The following is a 19,468-nucleotide window of genomic DNA, read 5'->3' as shown; positions in this document are numbered from 1 at the left end:
GATGCGCCGCTTAAGGAAATGAGCATCGGATTGATCCCAAAAGTGGAGTCCACTTTTGGGTCCGATGCTCTAGCCGGCTTTGGCAGCCTTCGCGGAAGCTTTGCGGGTTGTCGTCTTCTTGGCAACCGTCGATTTGGCAGCCGGTTTCGTCGCCGTCTTCTTGGTTGCCGCTTTCTTGGCGGGAGCCTTTTTTGCAGCCGTTTTCCGGCCGCGTGCCGGTTTCTTGGATCCGCCCATGGCCCGGCGGGCGTTCAGGAGCCCGATGGCCTCATCGAGCGTCACCGCTTCCGCGGCCACGGCCCTGGGCAGGGTCGCGTTGGTCTCGCCGTCGGTCACATAGGGCCCGAAGCGGCCGGCTTTGACAACGATGGGCTTGCCCGATTCCGGGTCCGCCCCGAGCGCGCGTCCGGGATCGGCCGCTCCCCGACGGAAGCCGCCTCCCGCGCCGCTCTCCTTGGCGACGATCAGGTCGATGGCCCGGTTGGCGCCGATCTCCAGCACGTCATCGTCCTTGCCGAGATTGGCATAGGTCTTGCCGTGCTGAACATATGGCCCGTAGCGCCCGATGCTGGCGAGAATCGGCTCGCCCGATTCCGGATGCACGGCGACCGTGCGCGGCAGCGACAGGAGCTTGAGCGCCTTTTCCAGATCGATCAGGGCAGGGGACATGCCCTTCGGAATCGACGAGCGCTTCGGTTTTTCGCCTTCGCCGAGCTGGACGAAGGGGCCGAAGCGGCCATCGCGCAGGGTGACCTGCAGCCCGGTTTCCGGATCGTCGCCCAGAACCTTCACGCCGGGCGTGCCGCCGTTCTCGGACGTGCCTTCACCGTCGCCCTCGACGCCGGAGGCGGCGAGCTGGCGGGTGTATTTGCACTCAGGATAATTCGAGCAGCCGATGAAGGCGCCGAACTTGCCAAGCTTGAGCGAGAGCTGGCCGGCGCCGCAGGTGGGGCAGGTGCGCGGGTTCGAGCCGTCGCCCTTGTCCGGGAAGATGTGCGGCCCGAGAAGCTCGTTGAGCGCATCGAGCACCTCGGTGGTGCGCAGCTCCTTGGTCTCGCCGATGGCGGCCGAGAAGTCCTGCCAGAAATCCCGCAGCACCTGTTTCCAATCGATCTCGCTGTTGGAGATGCGGTCGAGCTGTTCCTCCAGATCCGCCGTGAAATCGTATTCCACGTAACGGCGGAAGAAACTTTCCAGGAACGCGATGACGATCCGGCCCTTGTCCTCGGGCACGAGCCGCTTCTTCTCGATCTTCACATATTCGCGGTCGCGCAGGGTCTGCAGCACGGCGGCATAGGTGGAGGGACGGCCGATGCCGAGCTCTTCCATGCGCTTGACGAGGCTGGCTTCCGAGTAGCGCGGCGGCGGCTCGGTGAAGTGCTGGCCGGCGGCGATGCGGCGGCGCTCCAGCGGATCGCCTGCCTTCATGGGCGGCAGGCGGCCTTCATCATCGTCCGCCTCGTCGTCCTTGCTCTCGTTGTAGAGCGTGAGGAAGCCGTCGAACTTCACCACTTGTCCGGTGGCGCGCAGATCGAGTTTGCGCGGGCCGACCTGGGCCGTGACGTCGGCGGTGGTGCGCTCCAGCTCCGCCGATTCCATCTGGCTCGCCACGGTGCGGGTCCAGATCAGGTCGTAGAGCTTGGCCTGTTCGGGTTCGAGATATTTCGCCACGTATTTCGGTAGGCGGCTCATATCGGTCGGACGGATGGCCTCGTGCGCTTCCTGCGCGTTCTTGGCCTTGGTCGTGTATTTGCGCGGCACACCGGGAACATAGCGCTCGCCGTATTCCTTGCCGATCACCCGGCGCACGGCCTGCACCGCCTCCGGCGCCATGTCGACGCCGTCGGTACGCATATAGGTGATGAGACCCACCGTCTCGCCGCCGATATCGACGCCCTCGTAGAGACGCTGCGCGATACGCATGGTCTGCGCGGGAGCCAAGCCCAGCTTGCGGGAGGCTTCCTGCTGCAGGGTCGAGGTGGTGAAGGGCGGATAGGGATGGCGCTTGGCGGGCTTGGCCTCGATATTCGCCACCAGGAAGGTCGCCAGCTCCAGATCGCGCTTGAATGCCTCGGCCTCAGCGCCGCTGCCGATATCGAGGCGCTGGATCTTCTTGCCGTCCGCGCCGACGAGGCGCGCGTCGAACACGCCGCCGTCCTTCGTCGCGAGGGTGGCGATGAGCGACCAGTATTCCTGCGTCTTGAAGGTCTCGATCTCGAGTTCGCGGTCGCAGACGAGGCGAAGCGCCACAGACTGGACGCGCCCTGCCGAACGCGCTCCGGGCAGCTTGCGCCAGAGCACGGGCGACAGTGTGAAGCCGACGAGATAATCCAGGGCGCGGCGGGCGAGATAGGCCTCGACCAGGGCCTGATCGATCTCGCGCGGCTGGCTCATAGCCTTCTGCACCGCGTCCTTGGTGATGGCGTTGAAGGTGACACGCTCGACGGGCAAGTCCTTGAGCACCCGCTTCTCGCGCAGGGCCTCGACCACGTGCCAGGAAATGGCCTCGCCCTCACGATCCGGGTCGGTGGCGAGAATGAGCTTCTCGGCCCCCTTGATCGCCTTGGCGATCTCGGAGACGCGCTTGGAGCCCCGGTCTTCCAGCGTCCAGACCATGCGGAAATCGGCATCCGGGTCGACCGAACCGTCCTTGGCGGGCAGATCGCGGATATGCCCGAAGGAGGCCAGGACCTCGTAATCCTTGCCGAGATACTTGTTGATCGTCTTGGCCTTGGCAGGCGACTCGACGACGACGACTTTCATGAGCGACTTCCTACGTAGCCGCGAGCAATGCTCGAATGTGACGGCGAAACCGACGGTCAGCCCCTGACCATCGCGGGGCGGGATAAGTGGGTTATGATTGCGGACAAGTCAAATCGATCTTGTCCACCCTTCGGTCATATGGGGGTGAAAACCCTGTCCAGCAAGGGTTTGACGGCTTGCCCTACCTCGTTTGCGCCGATCATGCGGGCAGGCTGGTTAAGCCGGGTCAGGGCATAGGACAAGGTTATTTCAGGAGGAGCGGAGCGCGCCAGGGCCGCCGTGGCGGCCAGGGTGAACAGGCGGTCGGCGATCAGCCGCGCCTTGGTTTCTGCATCGGGAGACCGAAGCGCCAGCACGATGTCCCGGGCCGCATCCGAGGCGCCGGGCAGGTCGGCGATATCGGCCATGAGGTGGTCAAGGACCAGGGCCGCGGCTTCCGGCTCCCGGGTCTCGGCCCGCAGGATATCGAGGGCGATGACGTTGCCCGAGCCTTCCCATATCGCATTGACGGGAGCCTCCCGGTAAAGTCGGGGCAGGGGACTTTCCTCCACATAGCCGTTGCCGCCGAGGCTCTCCATGGCCTCGTAGAGCAGCCGGGGAGCGGCCTTGCAGATGCCGAATTTCGCGGCGGGGGTGACGAGGCGGGCATAGGCGGCCTCGTTCTCGTCCGTGGCGCTGCCGTCGAAGCTGCGCGCCAGCCGCATGGACAAGGCCGTCATGGCTTCGCTTTCCAGGGCGATATCGGCCAGGACCATACGCATGGCCGGCTGGTCGATGAGCTTTTTCTGGAACACGCTGCGATGCCGCGCGTGGTGATGGGCGAGGTTGAGCCCCATCCGCACGAGCCCGGCGGAGGCGACGGCGCAATCGAGCCGGGTCAATTGCACCATATTGATGATGGTGTGCACCCCGCGCCCTTCCTCACCGATGCGCCAGGCGAAGGCTTTTTCGAACTCGACTTCGGAAGAGGCATTCGAGCGGTTGCCGAGCTTGTCCTTCAGCCGCTGCAGATGGATGGCGTTGAGGGAGCCGTCGGGCCGGAAGCGCGGCATCAGAAAGCAGGTCAGTCCTCCTGGAGCCTGGGCAAGGACCAGGAAGGCATCGGACATGGGAGCCGACATGAACCATTTATGGCCGGTAAGCGCATATTCGTCCCCGGCCGTGGGATCTGCACGGGTCGTGTTGGCGCGAACGTCGGTTCCGCCCTGCTTCTCCGTCATGCCCATGCCGAGGGTCGCGGCGGTTTTCTCCCAGAAGGGAACGAAGCGCGTGTCGTATGCCCGCGAACGGATCTTCGGCAGCCATTCCTTCAGGTGGTTCGGCGCGGCGGCGAGCGCCGCCACCGAGGCATGCGTCATGGTCATCGGGCAGACATGGCCGCTCTCGACGCCGGCGACCGTATAGATCCGCACCGCCCGCGCCATGTGGCCCTGACCGGTCGGATGATCGGGCCGGGCATCGTCCCACGTGGAGGCGTGAAGCCCGTCCTCCATGCTGGCCTGCATGAGGGCGTGATAGGCGGGATGAAACTCGACGGCGTCGATCCGAAAGCCGCGCGAGTCGAAGGCATGGAGCTTCGGCGGGTTCTCGTTGGCGAGCCGCCCAAGCTCGAGGCGCTCCGCCGAGCCCCAATGCTGCCCGAAAACGGGAAGTCCTTCGTTATCGAGATCCGCCCCGTTGGCCTGCACGGCGTCGAGCAGCGCTCGGTCGGTCGCGATCAGGTTCACGTCGCCGAAGGGCGGAGTCTGGTTGAAGACGTCCTGGGATTCATGGTTCATCGGGCGTTCCGTCGATGCCAGCTGGAAGAATATAGAGCGGACCGCGCAAAGAAGGAGAATCTGCCGCCTCTCGGGATGCTTTCGGAGCCTAAGGACCGAGGGCCTTTCGGAGTTCCGGGGCGACGTTGTCGAGCCGCTTCACGAATGCCGCATCGTGCAGCAGGACGTCCGCGACGAGCAGCCCTCCTTTCCGTCCGGCCTCGATATCCGACGGATAGTGGAAACCGCACACCACCCGGCTCCAGCCATAATCACGGCCCCGTGCTTCAAGCTCCACCTTTCGCTCGGGGGCGACATGGGAAAGCAGGGCTGCGAAGAGCGCTCCCGTACCCGCATGGGTCGATGGGAAGGAACTGCTCTGAGGCAGCTTGATCGGGCAGGTCCTGACATGGCTGCTTGCTTTGAAGGGGCGAGGGCGGCCGAAGCGATCCTTGACGGGCGCGAGCGCCTCCTCCAGGGCGGCGGTCGCATCCTTGAACAGGCGGCGTGCCTTCCTCAGCTCATTCTTGTCGACCGTGGCGCCCATCCCTTCGAGAAAACTCGACAAGGTTTGGCGCGCGTCCCTGATCGCTTGATCCTCTCTCGCCTGGGTCCATTGCGCCTGGGAGAAAAGGACGCCGTCAAGATCCTGAGCGGCCGCCGTGGGGGACGGCGGCGCGCCGATCTGAGCGGTATCGATCGAGACATCGAGGCGGAACTTGTCCTTGGCCACGGAGGGGGCTGCAGGGACCAGGGAAAGGGCCAGCAGCCCGACGGCGAGAAGAGCAGAGCGGTTCATATCCTCTAGCTTCGGATCTAGCGCGGATGCAGTCAACGAGCCGGTCAGTTCACTCCGCCGGTCGGTGGCTTCGTCATGGCGATGACCTTGTTCAGAGCGTTCCGCAAAGCCTCTGCAGCGTGCAGATCGACGGTCAGCCGTGCATTGACGGCGATGATGGTTTCCCGCTCGCCGAATGTTGCTTCCCGAATGTTGCGCTTTGCGCCGAAGGTTATGGATACGGTGTGACCATTGACCAGAAAGACGTCGAGCACCTGATTGGCGAATTGTTCCGCGATCCCGGGCGTATCGATGATCCGGATCGACTGCGGATGTTTGACCGGCTGCGTGGCGGGGGCTGCCCCGCTCTCCGTCTCCTCTGGGGACTTCGTTGCGGTCTTGGGCATCTTCCTCTTGTCGGTCGTCATGTTTTTCTCCTCCACAAGCCGACGCCGAACTGTCGAATGGATAATGTTCAAGTCAAGGGCGATTCCACAGCTTCGGCGAAAGCGATGCGAGATCCGCGGCGAGACGCTGCTTGCCGCTCCCTTCGACTCCGCCTATAGCCATCTTTTTAAGATGAATAACGCGCCCCGCTCCGTTTTCCCCCACCGCCACCTGCTCGGTATCGAGGGGCTTTCCCCGTTGGATATCCGGGCTCTGCTCGATCTGGCCGATGCGCAGGTCGAAGTCAGCCGGCAGATCGAAAAAAAGAAATCGACCCTCAGGGGCCGGACTCAGATCAATCTCTTCTTCGAGCCGTCCACACGCACGCAATCCTCCTTCGAGATCGCGGGCAAGCGCCTCGGCGCCGACGTGATGAACATGTCTGTGGCATCGTCCTCCGTGAAGAAGGGCGAGACGCTGATCGACACGGCGGCGACGCTCAACGCCATGCGCCCGGACCTGATCATCGTGCGCCATCATGCGGCGGGCGCGGTGCACCTTCTGGCCCAGAAGGTCGATTGCTCGGTGGTCAACGCGGGCGACGGGGCGCACGAGCACCCGACCCAGGCGCTGCTCGATGCGCTCACGATCCGCCGCAACAAGGGCCGCATCGAGGGCCTGACGATTGCGATCTGCGGCGATATTCTTCATTCGCGGGTCGCCCGCTCCAACATGATCCTGCTCGCCGCCATGGGCGCGCGGGTGCGCCTCGTCGCGCCGTCGACCCTGCTGCCGCCGGGCATCGAGCGGCTCGGTTTCGAGACCTTCACAGACATGCGCCAGGGCCTGCGCGATGCGGATATCGTGATGATGTTGCGCCTGCAGCTCGAGCGCATGAACGGCTCCTTCGTGCCCTCCGTGAAGGAGTATTTCCGCTTCTACGGACTCGATCAGGAAAAACTGTCCTATGCCAAGCCCGACGCGCTGGTGATGCATCCGGGGCCCATGAACCGGGGCGTCGAGATTTCCTCCGACGTGGCGGACGGTGCGCAATCCCTCATCCGCGAACAGGTCGAAATGGGCGTGGCCGTACGCATGGCGGTGCTAGAGGCACTCGCGAGCCACCTGCCCAATCGATGAGAAGCGCGATGAGCCATCAACCAATTCTCTTCAAGAACGCTCGCCTCATCGACCCTTCCAGTGGACGTGAGGAGCGGGGCGGTGTCCTGGTTCGGGATGGCATCATCGCGGATGTCGGCGCGCAGGTGATGGAGGCCTCCGATGCGGAGACCATCGATTGCGGCGGGCAGGTCCTCGCGCCCGGCCTTATCGACATGCGCGCCTTCATCGGCGAGCCGGGGGCCGCGCATCGCGAGACCCTGAAGAGCGCGGGCGAGGCCGCGGCGGCCGGGGGCGTCACGACCATCGTCTCGATGCCCGATACGAGCCCGGTTCTCGACAATTCGGCCATCATCGATTTCGTGCTGCGCCGGGCGCGCGACACCTCCATCGTCCGCGTCTGCCCGGCGGGCGCACTGACGAAAGGCCTCGAAGGCAAGGAAATGGCCGAGATCGGCCTCTTGCGCGAGGCGGGCGCCATCGCCTTCACCGATGGCGTACGCTCGGTCACGAACGCCCAGGTGATGCGCCGCGCGCTCACCTACGCCCGCGACTTCGACGGGCTGATCATCCACCATGTGGAGGACCCCGATCTCGTCGGCACGGGCGTGATGAACGAGGGCGAATTCGCCGCCCGGCTCGGCCTGCCCGGCATTCCGCGCGAGGCGGAGACGGTCATGCTGGAGCGGGATATCCGCCTCGTCCGCCTCACCGGCGGGCGCTACCACGCGGCGATGATCTCCTGTGCGGATTCGGTGGAGATCATGCGAGCCGCGAAAGCGAGGGGGCTTCCGGTCACCTGCGGCGTCTCCATCAACAACCTTGCCCTCAACGAGAACGATATCGGCGATTACCGCACCTTCCTGAAGCTTTCGCCGCCCCTCCGGCACGAGGACGACCGGCAAGCGATGATCGAGGCGCTGGCGGACGGAACCGTCGACGTGATCGTCTCGGACCACAATCCACAGGATGTGGAGACCAAGCGGCTGCCGTTTTCGGAGGCCGCCGACGGGGCGGTGGGGCTCGAAACCCTGCTCTCCGCCGCCCTGCGCCTCGTCCATTCCGGGCACATCACTCTGCCGCAGCTCCTTCGCGCCTTGTCGGCGCGACCGGCGGAAATCCTTGGCCTGCCTGGCGGCAGGTTGAGGCAGGGTGCGCCCGCGGACCTCATCGTGTTCGATCCGGACGCGCCCTATGTCCTCGACAAGCGCAACCTCCGCTCCCTGTCCAAGAACACGCCTTTCGACGAAGCCCGTCTGGAAGGACAGGTGACGATGACGATGGTTGCGGGCAGGATCGTGTTCACTCGCCGCTCGAATTGAAGAGACGTGAATGTCCGACGACACCCATATGCTTTATCTGCTGGCCGCCCTGGTTTTCGGTTATCTCCTCGGCTCGATCCCCTTCGGGGTCATCTTCACCCGCATGGCGGGCTTAGGCGATATCCGTAATGTCGGGTCGGGCAATATCGGCGCGACGAATGTCCTGAGGACGGGGCGCAAAGGCCTGGCGGCCGCGACCCTGGTCGGCGATGCCCTGAAGGGCACGGCAGCGGTGCTCATCGCAGGCTACTGGGGGCAGGATCTCGCGACCATCGCGGCGCTGGGCGCCTTTCTCGGCCATCTTTTCCCGGTCTGGCTCGGGTTCAAGGGAGGCAAGGGAGTCGCGACCTTCATCGGTATCCTGATTGGTCTCATGCCGCTCGCGGCGGTGATCTTCGCCCTCATCTGGCTCGGCCTTGCCTACCTGACGCGCTACTCCTCTCTGTCGGCGCTGGTTGCCACCGCCGCGACGCCGCTGGTGCTGTGGGTTCTCGGTGAGCCGAAGATGGGGGGCGTCATGGTCATTCTCGTCGTGCTGCTGTGGTGGAAGCACAGCGAGAACATCAACCGCCTTCTGGCCGGGACCGAAGGCAAGATCGGACAGAAGGGATGAGCGGCGCACGCCTGACGGACGAGCAGCGCCTCGACTGGCTGCGCCTCATCCGCTCGGAGAATGTGGGACCGCGCACCTTCCGAGCCCTGGTCAACCAGTTCGGCGGGGCTTCCGCTGCTCTGGACGCTCTGCCGGATCTCGCCCGCCGAGGCGGCCGTCTGCTGCTGAAGGTCACGAGCCGGGCGGAGGCGGAAAAGGAAATGGCCGCCGCCGCCCGCCTGGGCGCCCGTTTCGTCGCCATGGGCGAGCCGGATTATCCGAAGACCCTGCAGGCCGTCGACACGGCTCCGCCGCTGATCGCGGTACGTGGATCGAGTGATATTCTGGCCAAACCTTCCGTCGCCATCGTCGGCTCGCGCAATGCCTCCGCCGCCGGGCTGACCTTCGCCGAGCGCCTGTCGCGCCAGCTGGGCGAGGCGGGTTACGTGGTGGTGTCGGGTCTGGCGCGCGGGATCGATACACGGGCGCACAAGGCGACGCTGGAAACCGGCACGGTCGCTGTGCTGGCGGGGGGGCACGACAAGGTTTATCCGTCCGAGAACGAGCCGCTCCTGCGCGCCATCGTGGAGCAGGGCGGGGCTGTGATCTCCGAGATGCCCTTCGGTTGGGAGCCGCGGGGACGGGATTTCCCGCGCCGGAACAGAATCGTATCGGGCCTTTCCTACGGTGTCGTGGTGGTGGAGGCCGCGCGCCGCTCTGGCTCACTCATCACGGCTCGCTTCGCCCTCGAACAGGGGCGCGAGGTTTTCGCCGTGCCCGGCTCGCCTCTCGATCCACGCGCCGAGGGCACCAACGATCTGATCCGCGAGGGCGCGACCCTGTGCGCCGGGATCGAGCATATCACCAGCGTGCTCGAACCCCTCGTCGCCACAGGCCTGCGCTCCGATATCGGCGTCGAGGAGCCACTCCACCTCGCGGGCACAGAAGAGCTCTGGGACGAACTCGACCTGCCGGATGTTCCCCGGCCTCCGGTCGGTGCCGTCACGCCCGATACGGGCGTGTTCGAGGATCGAGGTGGCATTCAGGCGGAGGTGGGAGTGATCGACCTGCTCGGCCCGTCGCCGGTTTCCATCGACGATCTCGTCCGCCAGTCCGGTCTCCCGATCCGCGTCGTCCAGATGGCCTTGCTGGAGCTGGAAATCGCAGGGCGCCTCGAACGGCACGGGGGGAATGCGGTGTCGTTGGTGGCAGGCCGCTGACCGTTCAAGGACGTCTCGCGTCGCATTGGACGGTTCGGATCGCCTCCATGCGCGCCATGTCCAGGAGATAGGCCAGCAGATCGAGCTTGGATTTCCGGGCCATGAACGACAATTCGGCTGCGAATTCCGCGATGTACTGAGCCGTTTCTGCCGACGAGGCATCGGATTCCAGGGGACGGACCCCATCCTTCTCGAGAGATTGGGCATTGCTGGCGCGGAGCGGAGGTTTGGACATGGAAGCGCTTGCTGACCTGTTCATTTCGGTGATGCCTAGATAGCAGCACAACCAAAAATAATACAAGGTCACGATTTATATCTATAGTTGCAAAATCTCAGAGAAACGCAATCAGCAGGGGCATCGAGGCCATGGCCAGAAGGGTCTGCAACGTTAGAATCTCGGCCATGAGAGGCGCGTTTCCGCCCATCTGCCTCGCCAGCACGTAAGCAGCGCTCGCCGAAGGTACCGAGGCTGCAATGATGGTTACAACCAGATCGTTGCCCTCGACTCCCACCATCCGCGCAATGGTGACGGCGACGACAGGCAGAAGCAGGAGCTTGAGGGCTGACGACAGGAAATGGGCCGGTCCGGGTTTGGCGAGGCGCCTGATATCGAGGCCCGCGCCGACCACGAGAAGGCCGGCGGCGAGCGCCGCGCGGCCCGTCAGCTCGATATAGCTGGCAATGGGCTTTGGCAGCGGAGGAGCGAGCAGGTTGAGCGCGAGGCCCAGGGCGCAGGACCAGATGAACGGGTTGGTGGCGAAGGAGCGAAGAATGTCGAAGGGACTCTGCTTAGGTCGGCCCGCATAGCGGATGAAGACGTAGAAGGCGAGAAGATTGAGCAGCGGCACCATGGCGGCAATCGCCACCGCGATCAGCGCGACGCCGCGCTGTCCGAACAGGCTGCCCGCGACCGCAAGGCCGATGAAGGTGTTCCATCGCGTCGCGCCCTGAAAGACCGAGGTGAAGCTCGGGCCGTCGATGCCGAGATGGCGTTCGAGCAGGGGCCTGAGCGCCAGCATGATGAAGGCCATGGCCAGAATGGCGCCGATCAGCGCGCCGCCGACCCCGAGAACCGGCACGGATGTCAGGTCCGCCCGCGAGAGGGTGTCGATGATCAGGGCTGGGAAGAAGATGACATAGGTGACCCGCTCGAGCCCGACCCATTGCCTGTCGTCCACGAAATTCGTGACGCGGGCGAGCCAGCCCGTTGCAATGATCAGGAAGGTCGGGATCAGGCTGGCGAAGACGGAGGACATGGAGCAGGAAGCCGGTTGAGGACGAGCGACGCTTTGGAGAAAGCCGCTTTGGCGTGAGCCAAATGGCAAGAGCCGAATGGACAAAGGCGCTTAGACCGGATCAAAAGCCTCGACAAGCATCCGGCGGCCGATCATTGGACATAATGACGGAATGCCCCAGTTTTCACCTGTCCTCCCGAGGCCCCCATGATCCCGGTGACCGATACCATCGTGCTCGACGAATCCGAGATCGAGGAAAGCTTCATCCGGGGTTCGGGGCCAGGCGGGCAGAACGTCAAAATGGTTTGATACTTTACAGTCATGTTGTACCGATGAGCATGACCATGCCGAAAGCGTATTCCTACGTTCGATTCTCCACGCCATCCCAAGCCCAAGGTGACTCCCTCCGAAGACAGTTGGAGGCCGCAAGGGCTTGGTGCCTAGAGCACAACCTTGAACTGGACGATTCCCTTCGGGACCTTGGCGTCTCTGCTTGGAAAGGAAGCAACCGAGAGGAGAAGACTGCTCTTGGGCGGTTTCTGGAGCGCGTTGAGTCCGGGGAGGTTGAGCCAGGGTCCTGCCTAATTATTGAGTCTTTGGATCGTCTTAGCCGAGAGGCGGTCAGCGACGCGGCCTACCTTCTGCTCGGGCTCGTTCGAAAAGGGGTCCGCGTCGTAACTCTCGCCGACAGAAAGGAATATTCGAAGGAGGACATCGACAGTCGGGGCGGCGTCGACCTCATGATCTCAGTCGGCATCATGGCGCGGGCGAACGAGGAGTCGAACATCAAGTCGCTCCGGATTGGTAAGGTGTGGAGCAACAAGCGGGAGAGGGCAAGGGCGGAAGGCCACAAGGTGTCCGGCGCCACCCCTGCATGGATTCGCCTTGATGGGCAGAAGTTTGTCATTCTCGAAGACAGGGCCGAAGTGGTGCGTCGGATCTTCCGGGAGGCTGTTGCAGGACGTGGCAAAAGGTCGATCGCGAAAGGCCTCAATGAGGAAGAGGTTCCTTCACTTAGAGGAAAGAGGGGGTGGTGGAGTTCGACTGTGGACACCGTACTCCGCAACCGCGCTGCCTTCGGTGAGTACCAGCCCCACATTGGCCGCCATGCGAATCGTAAACCGGAAGGTGAGCCCATCAAAGGCTACTATCCTGCTGTGATCAGCGAGGAGTTGTTCTGGAGAGCCCAGGAGGCCATTGATCGCCGAAAGGGAGCCTCCGGGCGGCGCGGTGCAGGAGTCGCTCATCTTCTTACTGGCTTGGTAAAGTGCGAGTGCGGCGGTCCTATGCGCATCAGTTCAAAGGGCAAGCCTCCCAAAGGTGCCCGATATTACGAATGCAACGATGCCGTCCGCCACTTCGGATGCGACAACAGGCAACGATGGCGCGTCGATAAGATTGAGCGGCGGCTGCTCCGGGTAGTGTCTTACCTCGACGTCGCGGCCGTTCTCGGGGACGCCGAGAAGGAACGAGTTGACCGTGTGACGCCTCTCCGGACGAAACTTGCCGCTGTAGAGGCCCGCCGAGGGCGCCTGATCGACCTATACGTGGATGGCGATAACGCCGTGAGAGACCTTATTGCCCAAGCGGCCGAAGAAGCTGCAAGGCTTAAGGAGGAGATTGGGGAGGCAGAGAGGGCTGTAGCCATAGAGACCGCCGATCCGGGCATCGCGGCTCGCTTGGAAGCCATCAAGGACTTGCAGGTACGAATGGATGCGGCGGCCGACGCCGAAAAGACAGTGATCCGGACGGCTCTCGCCGAGCAGATGCGCCGTCTGGTTGTTCAGGTACGCTTTGATAAAGATCTTGGGGTTATGGCCTTGCTTACCCCTAAGAGCGGGGTCAGGGATGCGCCCTGGGTCGTTGGGGCGAGAAATGCGGTCCGGTGGAGGGCTTGGCTCAATGATGACGATCCCCACGGCATTGAAGATTTTGAGGATCTCAAGTCCGAGCCGCCGTCCCATGCTCCATTGGAGCGATTCGTTTGGCGGGCTACAAGCGGCCCCTCCCAGGGCTGAGCATCAGGGTAGCTCCTAGCAGGCACTTGCCAGCTTGATCCAACTGGGGGGTTGACGGAGAACCTTTCGCTGCTTCCTTTAGTCGCCGGTTCCGACCAATATCCGTAGACATTGTGCCAAGCGGGTTCACGTATAACCAAATCTTGGACCTAGGTCCGGAATGTCCATTTATACAAAGTACGAGCTGCACCAAGATGAATGACGTTTCCCCTAGTGAAAGCAGTGAACTAGACGCCGTTGTTACAGAAGATGTGCTGGGTGTTGAGGCGGAGTTAGTCGATAACACGCTTCTGATCGACAAGCCCTTTGATCCCAGTAAAATCAAAGTAACAACGGAAAAGAAGAATATAGATCTTGTTGTCCGGCGGATAGATCATGGCGAGGTAGATCTGGCCCCTGAATTTCAGCGGCGCGCGAGGGTTTGGCATCCGCACCGGAAAAGTCAGTTGATTGAGTCGCTTTTGCTTCGTATTCCGCTGCCTGTTTTTTACGTGTCCGCCAATCCTAAAGATGATTGGGCAGTGGTTGATGGACTCCAGAGGATCACGACGATCTATGATTTCATGAAGGGGGAATTCAGTCTTGCGGGGTTAGAGTATCTTGGGGTTCTTGAGGGCCGGAAATTTGCCGACCTGGATCGCGCCATGCAGAGGCGCATCGAAGAGACTGAACTCGTAATCAATGTGATCCAGCCGGGCACGCCAGAAGAGGTGATGATAAACATCTTCAAGCGCATTAATACTGGCGGAACTCCGCTTACGGGCCAAGAAATCCGCAATGCGCTGAACAAGGGGCCTGTGCGGAAATACTTACGTGATCTCGCAGAGGATCCAACGTTCAAGTCAGCAACTGACTCTTCTGTTCGTGATGATCGTATGGACGCTCAGGAGATGGTGCTCCGCTTCTTGGCGTTCCGAATGACGAAGCCATCAGACTATCGCGTTAACGACCTTGACACATTCCTAAATGAGGCAATGCGTAAGATCAATGCGATGACAGAAGAGGAGCGAACACGCCTTGCTTCCGAATTTTTCAGAGCCATGCGGACGGCGCATTCGATATTTGGGACTGTGGCGTTCCGTAAGCCCAGGATGGGCGGTAACGGTCAGGTCCGGACAGGCAGAAATCCAGTCAGCAAGCCTCTATTTGAGGCTTGGTCAGTAGCATTAGCAGGGCTTGGCGACGATCAAGTTACAATTGCCATCAATCGGCGGGATGAGATCATTGCCGAGTTCCAGACGCTCCTTGCGCAAGATCCGGAGTTCGTGATTTCAGTCTCTTACTCGACTGGCGTTCCTACGCGTGTGACCAAACGATTCGGCTCTATTGAGTTTCTGCTCCAGAAGGTACTGTTGTTGGATCAATGATCTCAGAACTGACTATCAAGAATTTCAAATGTCTTGCCAAAGCAACCATGACGCTTGAACCGCTTACGTTGCTGGCCGGGCTCAATGCTGCCGGGAAGAGCAGCGTCATTCAATCGCTTCTTACTCTAAGGCAATCCTATTTGATGGGAAGTCTGAGTCGCGGCCACCTATCGACATCGGGCGATTTAGTAGATCTGGGAGGGCCAGGAGAGGTTCTGTTCGAATGGGCGGATGCAGACTGCATTGAGATAAGCTTTAGGCGCGACGAAGATCGCAATACACTGATCCAGTTTCCCTTCATGATCACAGAGGATCGAGCTTCTGCGATAATGCAAGACGATGACGCAAGTCGGCGTGCAATCGATTTGATGCTCAAAGGTGGAGCTTCGGCCGTGCTCCTACAAGGGGAGGTACATGGAGAGCCGCCGCGCTCCGCCTTCCACTATCTGCATGCTGAGCGTCACGGGCCACGGAAATTCCTGCCGATGTCGGCCTCTCGCGCCCGGGCGTTCGACCTCGGGACACGAGGGGAGTACGTGCTCCACGCGCTCCATGAGTACCAAGGTGCGATCACCCTTTCCGAAAATGATCCACGCGTGATCTCAGATCTTGGTGGCCGTCTCGGAGATCAGGTAGAGGGCTGGCTGGGCGAGGTGAGCCCTGGCGCCCAACTAGACATGACGCCAGTTACCGCAGCCGACCTAATCGTGGGCGCATTTACGTTTGCACAAGAAGGGGAGCTTCGTAGTCGTGAGTATCGCGCGACAAACGTGGGCTTTGGGCTAAGTTACGTCCTACCAGTCTTAGTGGCATTGCTGGGAGCTCCGGCCGGAGGGCTCGTTCTGATAGAAAACCCTGAAGCACATCTTCATCCCAGGGGGCAAACGAGGCTTGGCGAATTGTGCGCGCGGGCAGCCGCGGCCGGAGTGCAGGTGATCGTTGAGACTCATTCGGATCACTTTATGGATGGCGCGCGCATCGCTGTACGCGAAGGGATTCTTGCTCCACAGCAAGCAGCCTTCCACTACTTCAAGCGTGTCAATGGGCGCTCCGAGATACTCTCGCCGAGTATCGACAGAGAAGGTAAGCTAAGCGCTTGGCCTGAAGGCTTTTTTGACCAGCATCGAAGAAATACAGCTCGCCTTGTAAAGCCAAAAATCTCGTAGCGCCATGACTGACTACGTATTGAACCGTGCGTCCGTTGCTGTCCCATTCGCTGACGTCACAAGTGCCCGGACTGATCTTTCCGAGATGCTCAGAGGGCTGGCATTGCTGGATAGTGAGGCAGAAACTCTCCCGGCATTCAGGTGTTACTGCGACCCGTGGCTCATTCCCATCGCTTCAACCGACGGGCGGGAATGGAGCATGGGGGAGGTCGCACATAGTCTTTATGAAACTGAAGATTATGATTTAGCAGCCTATTTCGATTCTCTAAGTCGAATGGTCCCAGCCGATTCTGATGTAGGGGAAGATCTTGCCCAAACTCTACTTAATTTTGAAATCGAGAAGGCCGTCGCTGGTCACGAAGGTTGCTTTGAGCGCGCCCAGGAAGCGGCTGCCGATTTAGCGATCTGTGCCGTTTCTTCTTCGCTTCTCGCCAGCGTTCTTGGTTTGAATGTTTGGTGTTTCGATCAGTTGGCGTTTAATTCTGGAGGACACGACTTCGTAGTCGAACATGTAGCGACGCCTGCGCACGCCATGAGAATCCAACAGCGCCGCACTCAAGGTATCCGAACCCAGCTAACGGCTCGTGCATTCTGGGCATTAAAAGACCGAGCGTTCCCTAATCTTAGGTTCGGCATCGATGTTGAAGCCCAAATTGGGGCCTTCGATGCAGGTTTGTTGCCACTACTTTTCCGGCGTCTGGCGGATCTGGACCGACGCGTTGCACTTTGGCGGGAGGCAGGAGCATTCCCGGAGACGCTGCCTCCAATCACTCCCGAAAGTGAAGAAACCATGAGGCAGTATGGTCCAGCTAGAAATTTCCGAAACGCGCAAGGCCGGAATCAAACGTTTGAGGATCATATTTGGGTTGACAGCCTTCATCGTATCCATCTGTTCCGGCACGCCGACGTGAAGCTTATTGAGATTGGTTACGTTGGTCGGCACCTGCCCACAATCAGACATCCCACCTGACTAGGCCTTACGAAAGATTGAGGCGGTAACAATGCGCGACGAGACTCTGCCATTTTCACGACGCTTCGGATACCGATCGCCCGATGCAGAGATTACCGTTCGGGAGGATGCTCCGGATGAGTTGCGCGAGGCCATTGTGATGCTCGCTGACAATCTTGGGCTACGTCCGGAGAACGCTCGATTGGAGGTTTGCGGAATCCTGCTGACGCAGCCTGATCGGAATAACTGGACACCCTATCCAAACATCTTCGAAGAGGTCCAATGGTACGTGAGGAACTGTCCTTGGTATCGCGTTTACGATATCGCCGAGGGCTTCTATTCGCGTCTCGCCTCACAAGACTGGGATAAGGGTCAAGAATTTGAGGTCCGTCTGAATGAATTTTTCCGGGAACGCGGGATAGGTTGGTCCATGGAGAGTGGACGGGTTGTCGCGCGGGGTTCAGAGGCATTCACGACAGCGTCTAAAGAAGCCACCAGCTTGATGAAGGCAACTGGTCGAACGACGGCCGCCAACGAGATCGAGGAAGCTCTTCAGGACATTTCCCGGCGACCATCAGCAGATGTTACCGGGGCAATTCAACATGCAATGGCGGCACTCGAATGCGTCGCGAGAGACGTATTCGGGAAGCCGAATAAGACGTTAGGGCAACTCATCTCAGAGCTCGACATCCCGAAGCCGATGGACACTGCCCTAGAAAAGCTCTGGGGCTTCGCCTCCGAGCAGGGACGCCATATCAGGGAGGGTCGTAATCCTAGGTTCGAGGAAGCGGAACTCGTCGTCACCGTGGCATCCGCAGTCAGCACGTATCTTCTTCGCTCGCAGGGTGGACAAAGATCACAAGACTAGGTTCCAAGTTTGGAGTTCTAGTCCGCCAGCGTGACGCCTTCGACTGAATCCTCACCACCTATCGCGAAGTTGGCGTGCATTAGATACAGCAAAACCATCGATTGATGCAGAATCCCGAACCGGAGGTAGTCCGGTCTAGTGTGCATCATCTTCAGGAACTTTGCTTCGTCATAGCCTTCTTCCGCGATGGCCGAAAACGTCTTTAGCAGTTGAGCTCGTTCACTGCGTTGTTCGATCATTTCCATGAGTGTCATGTTGACCGAGCGGATATTGTGAGCAAATGCGTTCCGGACACGCCTAACCGCCTCCAGAAAACGAATATACTCCTTGGGACATCCGGTCAGTTCGATAAGGCGGAGAACGGAGCTGCGACCCTGGTATCCCATGTCGCCAACGAAGTCAGCCACCGCTTTGCTTGGGTCATCACCACTGCCACCAATGGTCAACATTCGTGAAACCAGATCACGGCATGCGGTTTCGTGTAGCGCATCGATCTTGATGATAAATGCCCAATCCGACGTTTCCTTGTAGGTTGCAAGGAGGACATCTTTGCCCACTCCGAGGTGTCCGCAAAACTTGTCCGCTTCCTCAAGCAGGGTCACGAACAGGTTGCTCTCGTCGCTCATCGAGGTGTGCCGTCCTTATTCCGCAGCCTCGGGCCATAGACGAGGCGCTTTCCGCTTAGTTTTGCGTTTAGCGGCTTCAGGAGCGACGGTGAGGGGCAGTATCTTTTGAAGCCCCTCGGCCGCTGCAACCGAACGTCCGTCAACGGCCTCAAGGATGCATCGGACCATCTTCGCGGCAGCATGAGCCAGAAGAGGGGGCACGGCATTTCCAATCTGCTTCAGCATCTGCCATTCGGAGGACTTGAACACGAATCCGTCATGGAAGCTCTGTAACCGCGCAGCTTCGCGCACTGTAATCCATCGCTCCAGCCGTGGATGAACCCACTCCGACAGATCGCGGTGCATCTGTGCCAAGATGGTGTAACTCGGCAGATCTGGATGGAGGCGGCGCCACTTCTCCGGGCGAGCACCGTTCCAGATCTCCTTGGGCAACGAATCCGCCTTTGCTCCCGGAGCGAGCAGAGCAATTAGCGCCTTCCGCCGTTCTTGAATTTCCTTAGTGTGTTGGTTGTGAAGGAGCAGCTTGTCTTTGGGCCCTAGGCCTCGGCGCCGCTTGATGGCCTTGGTGTATGGACCGCCCGCTGCATCGGCGCGCATCGTCCTCATGTACGAGGTCAGCTTCTCTGCCTTCGGATATGGCATCGTTTGACCGCTTGGAACCACGGCATCTGGTAGGTCGCCTATCGCCTCGGCCACGGTAACGTGCTTTTTCACCCGCATTGTATCCAGGACCGCAGAAGCGAGGTCGCGGAGATCATAGGGAAGCGCCTGATCGTCTCGCGTGCCAAAAAAGAAAACTCGCTCGCGGGTCTGCGGAACACCGAAATCTGCGGCAGAAAGCTTCAGGAAGGTTGTGTTGGTGTAACCAATGCTTGCAAAATGTCGTAGGATCGCGTCGCGAAAGTGCCCCTTGTTCATGAGGAGCATATTGGGCACGTTTTCCATGAGAAACATGCGAGGTTTCAGTGCTTTAACAATGCGGGCATATTGGAGGTAAAGTTCGTTCCGGTCATCAGAAAGATCACGCGGGCCGATCTGGCTGTAGCCCTGACAAGGAGGCCCTCCAAATACAAGATCAACGTCTTCTAGCTTGTACTTGGCTCGATGCTCAGCGCCAGTGCCCTTCAAAAAATCGTGGATGTCGCCCTCGAACAGCGGGGTCTTAGGAAAGTTATACCTATATGTTTCGCAGGCAAAACGGTCCCACTCCAAGGCGACCTTAATATCAAATCCTGCTAGTTCCACACCTTCGCAGAACCCCCCACATCCCGAAAAGAGTGAGACCGCCGTCAAGCTCAAAA

Annotated in this window: 17 protein-coding genes and 1 pseudogene; 10 read left to right on the top strand and 8 right to left on the bottom strand. The window is 60.6% G+C overall.

Annotated elements, in window-relative coordinates; translation table 11 throughout:
* Positions 1-69: 69 nt before the first annotated feature.
* The 4 genes from topA to AB4Y97_RS03695 form a co-directional block, all read right to left on the bottom strand.
* A complete protein-coding gene (gene topA, locus AB4Y97_RS03710) occupies positions 70-2,763 on the bottom strand; it encodes a type I DNA topoisomerase (RefSeq protein ID WP_441997653.1) in 2,694 nt (897 codons plus the stop codon).
* 134 nt (positions 2,764-2,897) lie between these two features.
* A complete protein-coding gene (locus AB4Y97_RS03705) occupies positions 2,898-4,541 on the bottom strand; it encodes an isovaleryl-CoA dehydrogenase (RefSeq protein ID WP_441997652.1) in 1,644 nt (547 codons plus the stop codon).
* Positions 4,542-4,629: 88 nt separating this feature from the next.
* Positions 4,630-5,319 (bottom strand): phosphatase PAP2 family protein, encoded by a 690-nt coding sequence (locus AB4Y97_RS03700; protein ID WP_441997651.1) that lies wholly within the window; start codon positions 5,317-5,319, stop codon positions 4,630-4,632.
* 44 nt (positions 5,320-5,363) lie between these two features.
* Complete coding sequence (locus AB4Y97_RS03695) at positions 5,364-5,726, bottom strand: hypothetical protein (RefSeq protein WP_441997650.1); 363 nt, start codon at positions 5,724-5,726, stop codon at positions 5,364-5,366.
* 151 nt (positions 5,727-5,877) lie between these two features.
* Here AB4Y97_RS03695 and AB4Y97_RS03690 point away from each other — a divergent pair, with 151 nt between their 5' ends.
* Genes AB4Y97_RS03690 through dprA form a run of 4 tightly spaced genes read left to right on the top strand, consistent with a single transcriptional unit; the run spans position 5,878 to position 9,938 of the window.
* Positions 5,878-6,825: an aspartate carbamoyltransferase catalytic subunit gene (locus AB4Y97_RS03690; RefSeq protein WP_441997649.1), complete on the top strand. Its 948-nt coding sequence runs from the start codon at positions 5,878-5,880 to the stop codon at positions 6,823-6,825.
* Between the two features lie 8 nt (positions 6,826-6,833).
* A complete protein-coding gene (locus AB4Y97_RS03685) occupies positions 6,834-8,126 on the top strand; it encodes a dihydroorotase (protein ID WP_441997648.1) in 1,293 nt (430 codons plus the stop codon).
* Between the two features lie 10 nt (positions 8,127-8,136).
* Positions 8,137-8,739 carry a glycerol-3-phosphate 1-O-acyltransferase PlsY gene (plsY, locus tag AB4Y97_RS03680; RefSeq protein ID WP_441997647.1) on the top strand — a complete coding sequence of 201 codons (603 nt, stop codon included), beginning with the start codon at positions 8,137-8,139 and terminating at the stop codon, positions 8,737-8,739.
* Complete coding sequence (gene dprA, locus AB4Y97_RS03675) at positions 8,736-9,938, top strand: DNA-processing protein DprA (protein ID WP_441997646.1); 1,203 nt, start codon at positions 8,736-8,738, stop codon at positions 9,936-9,938. The genes plsY and dprA overlap by 4 nt, the downstream gene beginning before the upstream one ends.
* Before the next feature lie 4 nt (positions 9,939-9,942).
* Here dprA and AB4Y97_RS03670 read toward each other — a convergent pair whose 3' ends face one another.
* Entirely contained in the window at positions 9,943-10,173 is a 231-nt protein-coding gene (locus AB4Y97_RS03670; RefSeq protein WP_441997645.1) for a hypothetical protein, read from the bottom strand.
* A gap of 97 nt (positions 10,174-10,270) precedes the next feature.
* Entirely contained in the window at positions 10,271-11,194 is a 924-nt protein-coding gene (locus AB4Y97_RS03665) for an AEC family transporter (protein WP_441997644.1), read from the bottom strand.
* A 186-nt stretch (positions 11,195-11,380) separates the two neighbouring features.
* Between AB4Y97_RS03665 and AB4Y97_RS03660 the strand changes: the two are divergent.
* From AB4Y97_RS03660 to AB4Y97_RS03635, 6 genes and pseudogenes are all read left to right on the top strand, one after another.
* Positions 11,381-11,479: pseudogene (locus AB4Y97_RS03660) on the top strand (alternative ribosome rescue aminoacyl-tRNA hydrolase ArfB); the annotation flags it as partial.
* Between the two features lie 38 nt (positions 11,480-11,517).
* Complete coding sequence (locus AB4Y97_RS03655) at positions 11,518-13,191, top strand: recombinase family protein (RefSeq protein ID WP_441997643.1); 1,674 nt, start codon at positions 11,518-11,520, stop codon at positions 13,189-13,191.
* A gap of 194 nt (positions 13,192-13,385) precedes the next feature.
* On the top strand, positions 13,386-14,558 hold the full coding sequence (locus AB4Y97_RS03650; RefSeq protein ID WP_441997642.1) for a DUF262 domain-containing protein: 1,173 nt from the start codon (positions 13,386-13,388) through the stop codon (positions 14,556-14,558).
* The gene (locus AB4Y97_RS03645) at positions 14,555-15,724 is read left to right on the top strand and encodes a DUF3696 domain-containing protein (RefSeq protein ID WP_441997641.1); all 1,170 of its coding nucleotides are present in this window, start codon (positions 14,555-14,557) and stop codon (positions 15,722-15,724) included. Before AB4Y97_RS03650 ends, AB4Y97_RS03645 begins: the two co-directional genes overlap by 4 nt.
* 199 nt (positions 15,725-15,923) lie before the next feature.
* The gene (locus AB4Y97_RS03640; protein ID WP_441997640.1) at positions 15,924-16,694 is read left to right on the top strand and encodes a hypothetical protein; all 771 of its coding nucleotides are present in this window, start codon (positions 15,924-15,926) and stop codon (positions 16,692-16,694) included.
* Positions 16,695-16,725: 31 nt separating this feature from the next.
* Complete coding sequence (locus AB4Y97_RS03635; protein ID WP_441997639.1) at positions 16,726-17,541, top strand: AbiJ-NTD4 domain-containing protein; 816 nt, start codon at positions 16,726-16,728, stop codon at positions 17,539-17,541.
* Positions 17,542-17,558: 17 nt separating this feature from the next.
* On the opposite strand, the gene AB4Y97_RS03630 is transcribed toward AB4Y97_RS03635, so the two are convergent.
* Positions 17,559-18,167 (bottom strand): hypothetical protein, encoded by a 609-nt coding sequence (locus AB4Y97_RS03630; protein WP_441997638.1) that lies wholly within the window; start codon positions 18,165-18,167, stop codon positions 17,559-17,561.
* Positions 18,168-18,182: 15 nt separating this feature from the next.
* Positions 18,183-19,466, bottom strand: a complete 1,284-nt coding sequence (locus tag AB4Y97_RS03625; RefSeq protein ID WP_441997637.1) for a DNA cytosine methyltransferase — start codon at positions 19,464-19,466, stop codon at positions 18,183-18,185.
* Positions 19,467-19,468: the final 2 nt, after the last annotated feature.

Origin of the sequence: Microvirga sp. 2TAF3, from assembly GCF_052114965.1 — a bacterium.
Taxonomy (GTDB): Bacteria; Pseudomonadota; Alphaproteobacteria; order Rhizobiales; family Beijerinckiaceae; genus Microvirga.
Note: the sequence above shows the minus strand (reverse complement) of the source record. Positions and strands in the feature narration are given on the sequence as shown.

Coding starts and splice junctions, on each gene's coding strand:
- topA (WP_441997653.1), bottom strand. CDS start 2,763: ATGAAAGTCGTCGTCGTCGAGTCGCCTGCCAAGGCCAAGACGATCAAC.
- AB4Y97_RS03665 (WP_441997644.1), bottom strand. CDS start 11,194: ATGTCCTCCGTCTTCGCCAGCCTGATCCCGACCTTCCTGATCATTGCA.
- AB4Y97_RS03630 (WP_441997638.1), bottom strand. CDS start 18,167: ATGAGCGACGAGAGCAACCTGTTCGTGACCCTGCTTGAGGAAGCGGAC.
- AB4Y97_RS03640 (WP_441997640.1), top strand. CDS start 15,924: ATGGGGGAGGTCGCACATAGTCTTTATGAAACTGAAGATTATGATTTA.
- AB4Y97_RS03655 (WP_441997643.1), top strand. CDS start 11,518: ATGCCGAAAGCGTATTCCTACGTTCGATTCTCCACGCCATCCCAAGCC.
- dprA (WP_441997646.1), top strand. CDS start 8,736: ATGAGCGGCGCACGCCTGACGGACGAGCAGCGCCTCGACTGGCTGCGC.
- AB4Y97_RS03635 (WP_441997639.1), top strand. CDS start 16,726: ATGCGCGACGAGACTCTGCCATTTTCACGACGCTTCGGATACCGATCG.
- AB4Y97_RS03645 (WP_441997641.1), top strand. CDS start 14,555: ATGATCTCAGAACTGACTATCAAGAATTTCAAATGTCTTGCCAAAGCA.
- AB4Y97_RS03700 (WP_441997651.1), bottom strand. CDS start 5,319: ATGAACCGCTCTGCTCTTCTCGCCGTCGGGCTGCTGGCCCTTTCCCTG.
- AB4Y97_RS03690 (WP_441997649.1), top strand. CDS start 5,878: ATGAATAACGCGCCCCGCTCCGTTTTCCCCCACCGCCACCTGCTCGGT.
- AB4Y97_RS03670 (WP_441997645.1), bottom strand. CDS start 10,173: ATGTCCAAACCTCCGCTCCGCGCCAGCAATGCCCAATCTCTCGAGAAG.
- AB4Y97_RS03695 (WP_441997650.1), bottom strand. CDS start 5,726: ATGACGACCGACAAGAGGAAGATGCCCAAGACCGCAACGAAGTCCCCA.
- plsY (WP_441997647.1), top strand. CDS start 8,137: ATGTCCGACGACACCCATATGCTTTATCTGCTGGCCGCCCTGGTTTTC.
- AB4Y97_RS03705 (WP_441997652.1), bottom strand. CDS start 4,541: ATGAACCATGAATCCCAGGACGTCTTCAACCAGACTCCGCCCTTCGGC.
- AB4Y97_RS03650 (WP_441997642.1), top strand. CDS start 13,386: ATGAATGACGTTTCCCCTAGTGAAAGCAGTGAACTAGACGCCGTTGTT.
- AB4Y97_RS03685 (WP_441997648.1), top strand. CDS start 6,834: ATGAGCCATCAACCAATTCTCTTCAAGAACGCTCGCCTCATCGACCCT.